This window comes from Streptomyces sp. NPDC048751, from assembly GCF_043198595.1.
GTDB lineage: Bacteria > Actinomycetota > Actinomycetes > Streptomycetales > Streptomycetaceae > Streptomyces.
In genome coordinates this window covers 201,693-214,517 of sequence record NZ_JBICUX010000012.1, presented here as the reverse complement: position 1 = coordinate 214,517, position 12,825 = coordinate 201,693, and the positions used below count along the sequence as shown (strand labels likewise).

The 12,825-nt window shown below is 70.8% G+C and carries 11 protein-coding genes and 1 pseudogene; 7 read left to right on the top strand and 5 right to left on the bottom strand.

Annotated elements, in window-relative coordinates:
* The first annotated feature begins 451 nt into the window (after positions 1-451).
* Both ACGFNV_RS33375 and ACGFNV_RS33370 read left to right on the top strand, forming a co-directional pair.
* Entirely contained in the window at positions 452-1,663 is a 1,212-nt protein-coding gene (locus tag ACGFNV_RS33375) for an ice-binding family protein (protein WP_393627642.1), read from the top strand.
* A 65-nt stretch (positions 1,664-1,728) separates the two neighbouring features.
* Positions 1,729-1,832: pseudogene (locus tag ACGFNV_RS33370) on the top strand (IS5/IS1182 family transposase); the annotation flags it as partial.
* Between the two features lie 145 nt (positions 1,833-1,977).
* Here the strand turns inward: ACGFNV_RS33370 and ACGFNV_RS33365 are convergent.
* Together ACGFNV_RS33365 and ACGFNV_RS33360 are read right to left on the bottom strand one after the other, a co-directional pair.
* A complete protein-coding gene (locus ACGFNV_RS33365; protein WP_393627781.1) occupies positions 1,978-2,616 on the bottom strand; it encodes a response regulator in 639 nt (212 codons plus the stop codon).
* A gap of 8 nt (positions 2,617-2,624) precedes the next feature.
* Positions 2,625-3,839, bottom strand: a complete 1,215-nt coding sequence (locus tag ACGFNV_RS33360) for a sensor histidine kinase (protein ID WP_393627640.1) — start codon at positions 3,837-3,839, stop codon at positions 2,625-2,627.
* Between the two features lie 125 nt (positions 3,840-3,964).
* Here ACGFNV_RS33360 and ACGFNV_RS33355 point away from each other — a divergent pair, with 125 nt between their 5' ends.
* Both ACGFNV_RS33355 and ACGFNV_RS33350 read left to right on the top strand, forming a co-directional pair.
* Complete coding sequence (locus tag ACGFNV_RS33355) at positions 3,965-4,465, top strand: hypothetical protein (RefSeq protein ID WP_393627638.1); 501 nt, start codon at positions 3,965-3,967, stop codon at positions 4,463-4,465.
* A gap of 159 nt (positions 4,466-4,624) precedes the next feature.
* Entirely contained in the window at positions 4,625-6,157 is a 1,533-nt protein-coding gene (locus ACGFNV_RS33350; RefSeq protein WP_393627636.1) for an MFS transporter, read from the top strand.
* Between the two features lie 97 nt (positions 6,158-6,254).
* Here ACGFNV_RS33350 and ACGFNV_RS33345 read toward each other — a convergent pair whose 3' ends face one another.
* The gene (locus ACGFNV_RS33345; protein WP_393627635.1) at positions 6,255-7,832 is read right to left on the bottom strand and encodes a trypsin-like peptidase domain-containing protein; all 1,578 of its coding nucleotides are present in this window, start codon (positions 7,830-7,832) and stop codon (positions 6,255-6,257) included.
* 321 nt (positions 7,833-8,153) lie between these two features.
* Here ACGFNV_RS33345 and ACGFNV_RS33340 point away from each other — a divergent pair, with 321 nt between their 5' ends.
* The 3 genes from ACGFNV_RS33340 (at position 8,154) to ACGFNV_RS33330 (ending at position 11,003) form a co-directional block, all read left to right on the top strand.
* Positions 8,154-8,990, top strand: a complete 837-nt coding sequence (locus ACGFNV_RS33340; protein WP_393627633.1) for a glycerophosphodiester phosphodiesterase — start codon at positions 8,154-8,156, stop codon at positions 8,988-8,990.
* Between the two features lie 175 nt (positions 8,991-9,165).
* The gene (locus tag ACGFNV_RS33335) at positions 9,166-9,804 is read left to right on the top strand and encodes an ATP-binding protein (RefSeq protein WP_393627632.1); all 639 of its coding nucleotides are present in this window, start codon (positions 9,166-9,168) and stop codon (positions 9,802-9,804) included.
* 230 nt (positions 9,805-10,034) lie between these two features.
* Positions 10,035-11,003: a DUF5926 family protein gene (locus tag ACGFNV_RS33330; RefSeq protein ID WP_393627630.1), complete on the top strand. Its 969-nt coding sequence runs from the start codon at positions 10,035-10,037 to the stop codon at positions 11,001-11,003.
* 276 nt (positions 11,004-11,279) lie between these two features.
* On the opposite strand, the gene ACGFNV_RS33325 is transcribed toward ACGFNV_RS33330, so the two are convergent.
* Together ACGFNV_RS33325 and ACGFNV_RS33320 are read right to left on the bottom strand one after the other, a co-directional pair.
* Positions 11,280-11,987 (bottom strand): hypothetical protein, encoded by a 708-nt coding sequence (locus ACGFNV_RS33325; RefSeq protein ID WP_393627628.1) that lies wholly within the window; start codon positions 11,985-11,987, stop codon positions 11,280-11,282.
* 54 nt (positions 11,988-12,041) lie between these two features.
* Positions 12,042-12,707 (bottom strand): bifunctional DNA primase/polymerase, encoded by a 666-nt coding sequence (locus ACGFNV_RS33320; protein WP_393627627.1) that lies wholly within the window; start codon positions 12,705-12,707, stop codon positions 12,042-12,044.
* Positions 12,708-12,825 lie beyond the last annotated feature (118 nt).

Genomic DNA, 12,825 nt, shown 5'->3' with positions numbered 1-12,825 from the left:
GTATGCCGCGCCGAAGGCTGAGACAACGGCTCCGGCGTCCAGATGCCGGAGCCGCCCTTTCCGTGTGCTCGCACGTGAGAGTTCCCCCATCCGCAAGTCGATTACCGCGCCGGCGCAGCTGGGGCATGTCCCGACGGTTGCATCGGCCGCGCTCCGTTCACGATCAGGTTCTCGCCCAGGTAAATACCGGCAGCGGCCAGGCCCTCTTCATGGATTCCGAGAATCGTTAAGAAGATTTGCCCCCCCCCCCCGTGACGCCCGCCCTGGCACCCGGCCGGAGTAAACCGGTCAGCACCATCCGGCCCATTAAGCATCTTTATTCATTGGCGTGATTGGTTGGTCAATTCTAGCGAAGGCTCTCAAATCAACCGTAACTCGATCCCTTCCTCGAATAATATGCCGCCGTCAGGCCGCCAATTAGGCACCACCACTCACAGGAGTTGGGCCCCCGATGACGCTGAATGTCCCCGGTGTATCACGGCGCACCTTGTCGCTTTGGATCGCGGCGGTAGTAACCGCGGTGATCGCCGCTGCCGCACTTGCGCTGTCGCCGACACGCGCAAGTGCCGTTGCCACAGCTGTACCTCTGGGTACGGCAGGAGATTTCGGAGTACTGGCTGGTTCGACAGTCACCAACACCGGCCCGACGACCGTCGAGCGCAGCGTCGGAGTGAGTCCGGGTACGGCGGTCGTGGGGTTCCCGCCCGGCGCAGTGCTGCCGCCCGGCACTATCCACGCTGCTGACGCCGTCGCTCTCCAGGCTCAGAACGATCTGACCACGGCGTACAACCAGGCCGCCGGGCAGGCAGCGGACGTCACGTACACCGGTGATCCCGTGGAGCTCGGTGGCCAGACGCTGACTCCGGGCGTCTACAAGGTGCCCGTCAGCGCCCAGATCACCGGCACCCTCACCCTGAACGGCCAGGGCAACCCCAATGCCGTGTGGGTGTTCCAGGTCGGTTCGACGCTGACGACGGCATCCGCCAGCCGGGTACTTTTCACCAATGGCGCCAACCCGTGCAACGTGTACTGGCAGATCGGCAGCTCGGCCACTCTCGGTACCAACTCCACGTTCGTGGGCAACGTCCTGGCCTTGACCTCGATCAGTGCCACCACGGGGACGACCGTCAACGGCCGGCTGCTGGCCCGCAACGGTGCCGTGACGCTGGACTCCAACACGATCTTCCAGGGTGAGTGCGGGACCACTCCGACCGGCACCGCGACCCCGACCGGCACCGCCACCCCCACCGGCACCGCCACTCCGACCGGCACCGCCACCCCCACCGGCACCGCCACCCCCACCGGCACCGCCACCCCGACCGGCACCGCCACCCCCACCGGCACCGCCACCCCCACCGGCACCGCCACCCCCACCGGCACCGCCACCCCCACCGGCACCGCCACCCCCACCGGCACCGCCACCCCGACCGCCACTCCGACCGGCACCGGCACCCCCACGAAGCCCGGTGATCACGACCACGACAACGGCAACAAGCACGACGAGCACGGTGACGACCACGACAAGAAGCACGACGAGCACGGTGACGACCACGACAAGAAGCACGACGAGCACGGCGATGACCACGACAAGAAGCACGACGAGCACGGCGATGACAACGGCAAGAAGCACGACGACAAGAACGAGTGGCCCGATTGGAACTGAATTCACAGCGTTGACGGCTGGTCAGTTGGTCGGGGGTACCTGTCCGGTTGTTGATCGCTGATGCCATGGAGATCCGGATCGAGCCGCTGATGCCGGCCGATCCGGTCCGTGGGCAACGGAGGGCCGACCACGGCGGACATTGGAGGTCACCGCGTGGAAGTGCCGGACGTGAGACGGCCCCATGCGGAAGGGGTGCCCCTCAGCGAAGGGGACCCCTTCAGGGCCCACTGGCTTCGTTGCGGTCCCCGGAACCGCCACTCCGATCAGCATCTGATCTCTGTCCTGCTCGGGGGCAGGTGATCACCATGGCCGCTTCAGGGGCCCACTCCCAAGAAACGCAGCACGGCCAGGACCCGGCGGTGGTCGGCGTCCGCCTTGGGGAGGTCGAGTTTGGCGAGGATGTTGTTGATGTGTTTGGCGACCGCGCTCTCGCTGACCACGAGCTGGGCGGCGATGCCCGCGTTGGAGCGGCCCTCGGCCATCAGGGCGAGGACATCCCGTTCGCGGGCCGTCAGCCGCTCCAGCGGATCACTCTGCCGCCGTACCAACAGCTGGGCCACGACCTGCGGGTCGAGCGCGGTACCGCCGTCCGCCACCCGCCGCAGCGCCTCGACGAACTCCTCGACGTCCGCGACCCGTTGCTTGAGGAGATAGCCCACCCCGCTGGTGTTGGCGGCGAGCAGGTCGGCGGCGTAGCGCTCCTCGACGTACTGGGAGAGCAGCAGTACGGCGGTGGACGGCCGGGTCTGTCGGATCGACAGGGCGGCGCGCACCCCCTCGTCGGTGAAGCCGGGCGGCATCCGTACGTCCACCACCGCCAGGTCGGGCCGGTGCTCCTCGACCGCGGCCAGCAGGTCCTGTGCGTCGCCCACATCGGCCGCGACCTCGAAGCCGGCCATCTCCACCACCTTGACCAGCCCGATCCGCAGCAACACGGAGTCCTCGGCGATCACGGCACGCCTCAGCTCGGGCACGGCAGCTCCACATTCATCACGGTCGGTCCCCCCACAGGGCTGCTCATCCGGAATGTCCCGTCCACCGACCGCACCCGCTGGGCAAGCCCCGTGAGGCCGCTCCCCTTGGACGGATCGGCCCCGCCCAGACCGTCGTCGGCGATCATCACCCGCAGTATCTCGCCCACCAGGGTGACCGTCACATCCGCCCGCGTCGCCTCCCGCGCGTACTTGGCGACATTTGTCAGCGCCTCGGAGACCACGAAGTACGCGACCGCCTCCACCGCCGGCGCCGGTCGTCGCGGCAGATCCACCCTCAGCCGTACGGGCAGGGGGGCGCGGGCCGCGAGCCCCGACAGCGCGGCGTCCAACCCGAGTTCGTCCAGGACGGCCGGGTGCAGGCCACGTACCAGAGCGCTCAGTTCCTCGATCGCCTCCTTCGCCTCCCGGTGCGCCGTGTCGATCACCTCCCGCGCCTCCGGCGGCAGATCCACCAGCGTGGCCTTGGCCAGACCCAGGTTCAGCGCCAGCGAGACCAGCCGCTGCTGCGCGCCGTCGTGCAGGTCCCGTTCGATACGCCGTCGCTCCGCGTCCGCCGCGTCCACCGCGCCGGCCCGGCTCTCGGTGAGGTCCTCGACCCGCCGCGCCAGGTCCTCCTGCCTGCTGCGGCCGAGCAGGGCGGGCACCATGTGGCACTCCAGGCGTACGAGGGCGCCGGCCAGGGCCGGGACGGCGGCCAGCACGGCCAGGCCCACCACGGAGACGTACGCCGCCTGCGTGGTGTAGCCGAGGTGCTCCATCCGCCACTGCCAGGGCAGGGCGTAGACCCATGCCGAGGTCAGTGACGCGGCGACTCCGGCCACCAGCAGCCCCACCACCAGTACTTCGAGTCCGCCGAACAACGCCCCGGCCAGGCAGTGGTAACCGAACTGGCGCCACGGGCGTCGCCAGCCCGGGTGGGGTATGTCGATCCCGAGCAAGTGACGGAAACGCCGGCGCTGGGCCGCGGTCAGCACCGGCACGGAGCACGCCGTCAGCACCAGTGCGAACCCAAGGACCACCGGTGCGCTGCTGTCCCCTCCACCGATGATCTCCCACCCGAGGCCGAAGATCATGAGCAGCAGGAAGCCCATGAGGAGGTGGAGCGGCGCCCCCAGAGCGAGGAAGGCCGTGTCGCGGGTCAGGCGGGTGAGCGCTCGCCGCAGCCGGGGCGGGATCTTCATGGCCCAACCGTAGGTGCCGGGCACCGCGGACCGACATGCAACTGCTGTCCGGAACGGGGGTGTAGCCAGTGCCACCCCCGGACGGACAGAGGTGCTACTGACTCCGGCCGAGGGAAACCGGAAGGTTGATCACGAGCCCGACGGCCGGGTTCCTGACACGGGAAGAGACCTCCGACGTGGCCCTCCTTGCCTTCAACTCCTCAGTCGCCCAAGGCTGTTGCCCCACCGGCTCGGCCCGCGGCTCCGTCCGTCCCGGCCGCGGCCACCTCTGGCAGGGCCGCTTGCTCACGGGTGCGGGTCTCACCCTGCTGCCCTGGCTCGGCTACCTCGCCGGCACCCTGCCGCCCGCCGAGGCCGCCGCCTGGGTCGCCCTCGACGCCCTGGAGGCCATCGCACTGCTCACCGCCGGCAGCCGCTTGTTACGGGCCGATCCCCGTCACCGCGCGCCCGCGGCCGCCGCTGCGGTGCTCCTCCTCGCCGATGCCTGCATCGACCTCGCCACCGCCGCCCCCGGCCCGGAACTGGCCGTCGCCGTCGCCATGGCCGCGGCCGCGGAACTCCCGCTCGCGGCCCTGTGCGCGGCGCTCGCCGCACGACCGGCGCGGGGCTCCCGGGAGCGCGCCTGACCGTAAGGCCCGCGGGAACGGCGTACAGCGTTCAAGGGTTGCGCACACCGTTCCGTCATGCGTACAGTGTTCGCAACGAAGGGAACAGCGTTCGCGGCAACGGAACACTGTTCGCAGCAAGGGACTCGTGTTCGCAGGCCGGAAGGAAGCAGGGAACCGATGGAAGCCCGCACCGAAAGCAGCAAGGACGGACGCAATCCGCGTCGCTGGTGGATCCTCGTCGTGCTGTGCCTGAGCACGGTGGTCCTGACGATCGACAGCATGGCGCTCACCGTCGCGGTGCCCTCGATGACCGAGGACCTCGGCGCGAGCGCCCAGGACACGCAGTGGATCCTCGACTCCTACATCCTGGTCTTCGCGGGTCTCCTGCTCACCTCGGGCAGCCTCGGCGACCGCTTCGGCCGCCGACGGGTGATGCTGATCGGGCTGGTGCTCTTCGGGGCGGCCTCACTGGCGGCGACGCTCTGCACCAACCCCGGCGAAGTGATCGCCGTCCGCACCGCGATGGGCGTCGGCGGGGCACTGATCATGCCGTCCACCCTCTCGATCCTCATCACCGTCTTCGACGAGGAGGAGCGCGGCAAGGCGATGGCGGCCTGGGGTTCGGTGTCGATGCTGGGGCTGGTCGGCAGCCCGGTCCTGGGCGGGGTCCTGATCGACCACTTCTCCTGGCACTCGATCTTCTTCCTCAACGTCCCCGTCGTCGTCCTCGCCATCGTCGCCGGTGTGGTCCTGATGCCGGAGTCCAAGGCGCCCTGGCAGAAGGCGGACCCGCTGGGTGCCGTGCTCTCCGCGGTCGGCATGACCGCGCTGGTCTGGTGGATCATCGAGATCCCGCAGCACGGCGCGTTCGGCGGCCGCTCGGTCACCACCCTGGCCGTCGCCCTCGTCGCCCTCGCCGGGTTCGTGGGGTGGGAGAACGTCACGAAGGCGCCCATGGTCCCGCTGGTCCTCTTCAAGCACCGCAACTTCAGCGGCGGTTCGCTCTCGCTGGCGCTGGTCCAGATCGGCAACGGCGGTCTGCTGCTGGTCCTCACCCAGTACCTGCAGTTCGTCCTCGGCTACTCCCCCGTCAAGGCGGGCCTCGCCTTCCTTCCCCTCGCCATCGCCGCGCTGATCGGCAACGGCATGGGTGTGAAGCTGGCCGCGAAGATCGGCAACCGCTTCGTGATCCTGTCCGGCATGCTGGTGATGGTCGCCTGCTTCGCCCTGCTGACCACCGTCGACGCCGGCTCCGGCTTCACCGTCCCGGCGATCTCGCTCGGTCTGCTCGGCCTCGGCGCGGGTCTGGCGATGCCGGCCGCGGTGGGCGCGCTGATGGGCACCATCCCCGCGGACAAGGCGGGCGTCGGCTCGGCCCTGAACGACACCATCCAGCAGGCCGGCACCGCCCTCGGTATCGCGATCCTCGGCTCCCTGCTGACCAGCGGCTACGCCGCCGAGATGCCAGCCGACGCCCCCGAGGCCGCCCGCCAGTCCATCGGCGGTGCCCTGGCGGTGGCCGGTCGGGACACGGACCTCGTCCGAGCCGCCCGCGAAGCCTTCATCGACTCGATGACGGCCACCTTCACGGTCAGCGCGATCGGCGTCCTCGCGGCGGCGGTCCTGGCCACCCTGGTGATGCGGGACCGCAAGCCGCAGGAGCAGGACGAAGCCCCGGCGAAGGAACAGGAGCAGGAACTGGTCGCCTGACCGACCCCGAGCACGCCGAAGGCCGGCACCCGGAGAGGGTGCCGGCCTTCGGCGTGCTCGCGGTGGGGCCGCGAGGCCCCGGGCGAGAAGGAGTGGGTCAGTTGTCGCCGACCCGGGAGGCCAGGGTGACCTCGGCCGTGTGGGTCTTGCCGCCGCGTTCGTAGGTGATCGTGACCTTGTCACCGGGCTGGTGGGTCCAGATCTCGCCGATCAGGGTGGGGCCGCTGTCGATGACGTGGTCGTCGAGCTTGGTGATGACGTCACCGGGCTTGAGGCCGGCCTTGTCCGCGGGGCCGCCGGACTCGACCGGGGTGGAGCCCTGGTCGGTGATCTTCGCGCCGCCCGTGGAGTCCTCCAGGGAGACGGACGCGCCGATCTTGGCGTACACCGGCTTACCGGTCTTGATCAGCTGCTGGGCGACGTACTTGGCCTGGTTGATCGGGATGGCGAAGCCCAGGCCGATCGAGCCGGACTGGCCGCTGCCGCCCATGCCGCCGCTGCCGGTGGACTGGATCGCGGAGTTGATGCCGATGACGTTGCCCTGGGCGTCCAGCAGCGGGCCGCCGGAGTTGCCCGGGTTGATCGACGCGTCGGTCTGCAGGGCGCTCATGTAGGACGCCTGGCTGCCGGAGCCGTCGCTGGAGGCCACCGGGCGGTTCTTCGCGCTGATGATGCCGGTGGTCACCGTGTTGGACAGGCCGAAGGGGGCGCCGATGGCGATCGTGGAGTCGCCGACGGCCACGTCGTCGGAGTTGCCCAGGGTGAGCGGATTCAGGCCCGACGGGGCGTTCTTGAGCTTGATGACCGCCACGTCGTAGCCCTGCGCGTGGCCGACGACCTCGGCGTCGTACTTCTTGCCGCTCGGGAACGTGGCGGTCAGCTTGCCGCCGTCGACCGCCTCGGCCACCACGTGGTTGTTGGTGACGATGTGGCCCTGACGGTCGAAGACGAACCCGGTGCCCGTGCCGCCCTCGCCGCTGCTTGACTCCGCCTCGATGGTGACGGTGCTCGGCAGCGCCTTGGCCGCCACGCCCGCGACGGTGTCCGCGTCGCGCTTGACGGAGCCGCCGCTGGTGGAGGCGGAGACGGTGGTGGAGCCGCTGTCGTCGTCGTTCTTGGCCAGCGTGTAGCCGAGGCCACCGCCCAGGCCGCCCGCGACCAGCGCGGCCACGAGGATGCCGGCGATCAGTCCGCCGCGCCCCTTCTTCGGTGCGGGCGCGGGCTGCTGCTGGTACGCGGCACCCCATCCGCCGCCCGCGCCACCGGCACCGCCGCCGGCCGACCCGTCCCATCCCGTACCGGCGCCGCCGCCGTCGGCGTACGACGGGGTGGCGGGCGGCGGGGGCGGCCAACCGGCCTCAGGCCCGGTGGGCTGGTGACCCGTGGGGGGCTGGTGACCCGTGGGGGGCTGGGGCTGGTGACCCGTGGGCTGGTGACCGCCCTCGGGGCCCTGCGCGCCGTTCGAGGCCGCCGGGTACGTCGGCGGGTGCCCGGGGTGTGTCGGCTCCGGCCCGCCCTGCGCGCTCGCCGGTCCGCCGTGTGCGCTCGGGGGCGGGGGCGTCGGCGCGCCGCCCTCGTGCGCGGCCGCCTGTGGGGATACCGCGGGAGATGCCACCGGCACGGGGGGTGCGGACGGGGCCGGGGGTACCGGGTTGCCCTCGTTCTCGGTGCTCACAGCTCTTCTCCTCGATCCACGGCTGTTGTCCTCGGTCGCACTCGGTCACGCTCGTTCACGCTCGTCGTCGACCCGGCGCGCTGCAGCTGTGCATGTGCTTTTGTATGCCGTCAGCTTTTCCCACGGGCCGTCAGAGCACCATAAGCGGTGGCTGTGGGTCCACGACCACTCCTTATATAGGACATGTAGGGCGCATTGGACGCATCCCCGGAACATCTCAGATGGTTCTCAGACGGTTCTCAGACTCCACCGCGGCGCTTCCTGGCGCATCAGCACACCTCCGGGCGGACGCGTACCCCAACGCGGTGGCACCATGACGCGGTGACCCACGCACGACAGCAGCACATTCAGGTCGTCGCCCATCGCGGAGCCTCGGAGGAGGCCCCGGAGCACACCCTGGCCGCGTACAGAAAGGCGATCGAGGACGGCGCCGACGCCCTCGAGTGCGACGTTCGGCTGACCGCGGACGGCCATCTGGTCTGTGTGCACGACCGGCGCGTCAACCGTACGTCCAACGGCCGCGGGGCGGTCTCCGCCCTGGAGCTCGCCGACCTCGCCGCACTGGACTTCGGCTCCTGGAAGACAAGGGAGGCGCGCGAGGCCTGGCGCACCCGCGACGAGGAGCCCGACTGGGAGTTCCGGCCGGAGGACCGCGAGGACACCTCCGTACTCACGCTGGAGCGGCTGCTGGAACTTGTCGCGGACGCCGGACGGCGGGTGGAACTGGCCGTCGAGACGAAGCACCCGACGCGCTGGGCGGGGCAGGTCGAGGAGCGGTTGCTGCTGCTCCTGAAGCGATTCGGGCTCGACGCTCCGGCGTCCGCCGCCGAGTCGCCGGTGCGCGTGATGAGCTTCTCGGCGCGTTCCCTGCACCGGGTGCGGGCCGTCTCGCCCACGCTGCCGACGGTCTACCTGATGCAGTTCGTCTCCCCCCGGCTGCGTGACGGGCGGCTGCCCGCGGGGGTGGGGATCGCCGGTCCCTCGATCCGGCTCGTACGCAATCACCCCGCGTACGTCGAGCGGTGGAAGCGGGCCGGTCACCAGGTGCACGTGTGGACCGTGAACGAGCCCGAGGATGTCGATCTCTGTGCGGACCTGGGCGTCGACGCCCTCATCACCAACCGCCCGCGCGCGGTGCTGCGCCAGCTGGGGAGCTGAGCGCACAAACCACTCAGACCCCACAAGTCCCACGAACCTCGTAAAGACCTGTGAACACCCCTTGACCCAGCGGGTCGCCCTCCAGCACCCTCTGATCTCGGCCACACCGCAGAAATCCAGCCACACGGCTACAGGGAGTGCTCCGGCGCGTTCGGTCCGTATTCGATCGTTGTGAATGCGTCACCGGACATGGATTGGCCGGTTTCCGGTACAGGCCAATGGGGCATCCACACCGTGGCGTGGGGCGAAGGAGGTCTCGGGGGTGGCGTTGGTGGTGGCACATGAGGTGCCCACGTCGTCGAGCATGGCCGTACCCCATGGCCCTGCGGGCGTGGGGAAGGCGAGACACCGTATGCGCGATCAGTTGCGCAGTGGTGGCGTGTCGGAGTCGGTCATCGACGACGCCGTGCTGATCCTTTCCGAACTTTTGAGCAACGCCTGCAAGCACGGGCGGCCGTTGGGCGACGCCCTGGCCGGGGACGGCGACGTCCTGGCCGCATGGCGCGTGGACCCGGGCGGACGTCTCGTCGTCGAGGTGACGGACGGTGGTGGGCCGACCCGCCCGGCTCCGGCCACTCCGTCGGTCACCGCGCACGGCGGCCGCGGGCTGAACATCATCACGGCGCTGGCCGACGACTGGGGCGTGCGCGACGACGCCCGCGGCGAGGTCACGGTGTGGGTCGTCGTCCACGAGGACGTGCACGATCCGGACGCCGGCTGCCGACGAGCCGACTTCGCCGCGCGGATCACGGCTCCGCCGGTGGCCTCCCTCCCGGAGCTGAATTTCGTAGACGCGTTCGAAGACCTGGACTGAACGCCTGGCTCGCGTCCTGGACTGAACACCTGGCCCGCGTTTTCGAGACCCCTGAATGCCTGGCCCGCGTCCTGGACTGAACACCAGGCGCGCGTTATCGAGCCCCCTACGGAACCCGAACCCCCGCGTTCCGGACGACTCAGCACGTTGTCCACAGGTCCCCGTGACTTCCCGTACGAGCGACTAGGCTCGCGCCCGTACAGACGAGCCGTAACCGGGAGACAGCCACGATGGCCAAGAAGCGACCCCAGACGAAGGCCAAGCGGCCGCAGCTCAGCGATGCGGCGGAGATCCCGGTCGTCGGCGCTCGCGAACCCTGCCCCTGCGGCAGCGGCCGCCGCTACAAGGCCTGCCACGGACGCGCCGCCGCCCACGCGGTGACCGAGCTGGTGCACCGTCCGTTCGAGGGACTGCCCGGCGAGTGCGACTGGGTGGCGCTGCGCGAGCTGGTGCCTGCCGCCACGGTCGAGCTGCCGCTGACGGACGGGCTCCCCGAGGGCGTCCCCTCGGTCACGCTCGCCACGGTCCTGCCGATGGCCTGGCCCGCCCTGCGCCGCGACGACGGCTCGGTGCTGCTCGGTCTGCAGAACGACACGTCGTCGGGCGACATCAGCCGCGACCTCGCCGACACCCTCCAGCGCGCGCTGGCCGCCGAGCCGGGCACCCCGGTCCAGGGCCGCCGCGCCCCCGCCGAGGGCCCGCGGCTGCAGGACCTGCTCGACCCCGAAGGCGCCTTCGCGCCAGTTGTGCACAGCGGCTTCGAGTTCTGGGTCCCGGACCCGGAGAACGCCACGCCGGACGTGACCGCCTCCCTGGAGCGGGCCAACGCCGCGGCCATCCCGACCGTGAAGCTGACCGGTGTGGACGCCGCGTACTGGTGCGAGACGCCGGAGAAGAACCACCTGCGCTGGGTCATGCCCCACCCGGAGGAGCAGCTTCTGGACGCTCTCGCGCGGCTGCACGCGGCGGGCAGCTCCAGCCTCGGCGAGGGCACCCGGCTCGTGGGGTCCTTCCGTGCGCACGGCCTCACCGTGCCGGTCTGGGACCTGCCGAGCGGGGTCGGCGCGGACGACGTGGAGAAGCCCGCCGCGGAGTTCGCCGAGCGCCTCGCCACCGCCCTGGCCTCGGACGCACCGCTCACCCCCGAGGAGCGCCGCGCCCGCGGCGGCCTGACCAACCGCCAGGTCACGCTCAGCTGAGGCCACCGGGAAAACCCGTTCGTGCTGACTGGTCGGTCAGCACGAACTGCCCGGCCGGAATCGGTGACTCCTCTCACAACTCCCCCTCGCACCAGCCGAGTCGACACGAGATCGGGCGACATGGCGGTGTCCGAATAGCCGACGGAAACACGAGATCGAATTTGCGTAGAGCAGATCTCTTGTTACCGTTCGAGTAGCCCGGTTGCTGGTGCATCCCCCGTCGCCAGCAACCGGGTCTTTCCATGCGCGGCCCCGTTCACCCAGCGCCGCCGCACCTCAACTGCCCGTGCGCGCCTCGGAGTTGCTCCCCGACCGCAGCAGCAGCGGCCCCTGCCCCTCCCGCGCGGAAGCCCCGGCGAACTCCGCCACGGCTGTATAGGCGTCCAGGTGCCCGCGGGTGCGCTCCCGAGGCGTCTCGCACAGGTCCGGCTCGTCCTCGGCGCCCACGAGGCACCGCATCTGGACAGTGCGCCCACCGGGACCCATGAGACTCAGCACCGAATCCAGGACAGCGCCGGTCGCGTTGCGGAAGTAGGTGCGCGCCCAGGTGTCCTCACCCTGGGTCAGCACACAGGTCTGCGCCTCGATGCCGTCCGGGGAAGTGAGTTCGGGACCACAACGGGCGGCGGTGGCCGGGCCCAGGCCGAGCGGGAGGGCGGAACGGCCGGGGTCGGCGGGGGAGACCTTGGCGTGCCTGCTCTTGTCCCCGTCCCGGCCCTTGTCCCGGCCCTTGTCCCGGCCCCTGTCGCTCCGGGCGCGAGGACGGTCGGCGGTGCGCTCGTCCGCCACGGGGCCCTCAACCGTGTCGGCAGCGGCGGCATCGACGGCGTCGTCGGCGGTCTTCGGGGCGGCCCGCACGCCCCCCGGCCGCTCACCGACGACCGCGCGCCCTTCGTCGCCCACGGGTCCCGCCGACGCCACGGCCAACGGCAGCGCCACCGCGCACGCCGCGACGCCCCCGAGGGCGAGCAGACGAAGGTTCATACGCGGAAGATAACGAGCCGAACCGGGCGCCCCCTCCGCGCGCGCCCGACACCCTTACAACTCGGGTGCGCTCACACCCGTACGAGTGAGGGCGTCGACCACGGCGTCCACCACGGCCTCCACGTCGGGCACCCAGGGGGAGGCGGAGCCGGGCAGCGGCGCGCGCTCCCAGCGGATCTCGCCCTGGCCGGTCTCGGACGGCGGCAGCGCGAGATAGCCGCCCTCGCCGTGGAAGCGCAGGGAACCGGGCACGAAGTCCTTGGCGTAGAGCAGTTCGCCCAACTGCTCCATGGAGTACGGCCGTACGAGCAGCGCCCAGCGCGTCGGCGAGGCGATCACCGGGCCGAGGCGCATGCCCTCGCGGTCGAGGGCGGCGAGGGCGCGGGAGGCCGCGGGGGCCGGCAGGCTGACCGCGCACGGCGCGGTGCCACCGGTGGCGAGGACGATCGGCGCCGCGGGCCGGTTGGCCCACCACCAGCGGACCATGCGCGCGTCGGTGGTGGCCGCGAGGAGGCCGGGGTCGAAGGGGTGGGCACCGGGCACCGTGCACTCGGGGTCGGGACATCCGCAGCGGGCCCGACCCTGCGGGTCCGGCGCCACGCCCGGGAGTACGGGCCACTGCCATTCCGTCGCGAAGGTCAGGGCCGCGCTGATCAACTCAGGCCTCCCGTCACTTTGCTGGGACAGGAGCCTGCGTCGCTTTCCGAGGATCTCGCGCATGAGCGCTCGTTCCTTTCCGTTGCACCGCTGGCAACACCGAGGGCCACATCACACCATGTGTCGATCACTTCACTGGGCGTACCTGTTGGCGCATCACACCCCTGTCCACGACAAGGGG

Excerpts from the sequence above, each read along its gene's own strand:
- ACGFNV_RS33375 (WP_393627642.1), top strand. The coding sequence starts at position 452 with ATGACGCTGAATGTCCCCGGTGTATCACGGCGCACCTTGTCGCTTTGG.
- ACGFNV_RS33360 (WP_393627640.1), bottom strand. The coding sequence starts at position 3,839 with ATGAAGATCCCGCCCCGGCTGCGGCGAGCGCTCACCCGCCTGACCCGC.
- ACGFNV_RS33350 (WP_393627636.1), top strand. The coding sequence starts at position 4,625 with ATGGAAGCCCGCACCGAAAGCAGCAAGGACGGACGCAATCCGCGTCGC.
- ACGFNV_RS33335 (WP_393627632.1), top strand. The coding sequence starts at position 9,166 with ATGCGTCACCGGACATGGATTGGCCGGTTTCCGGTACAGGCCAATGGG.
- ACGFNV_RS33330 (WP_393627630.1), top strand. The coding sequence starts at position 10,035 with ATGGCCAAGAAGCGACCCCAGACGAAGGCCAAGCGGCCGCAGCTCAGC.
- ACGFNV_RS33325 (WP_393627628.1), bottom strand. The coding sequence starts at position 11,987 with ATGAACCTTCGTCTGCTCGCCCTCGGGGGCGTCGCGGCGTGCGCGGTG.
- ACGFNV_RS33320 (WP_393627627.1), bottom strand. The coding sequence starts at position 12,707 with ATGCGCGAGATCCTCGGAAAGCGACGCAGGCTCCTGTCCCAGCAAAGT.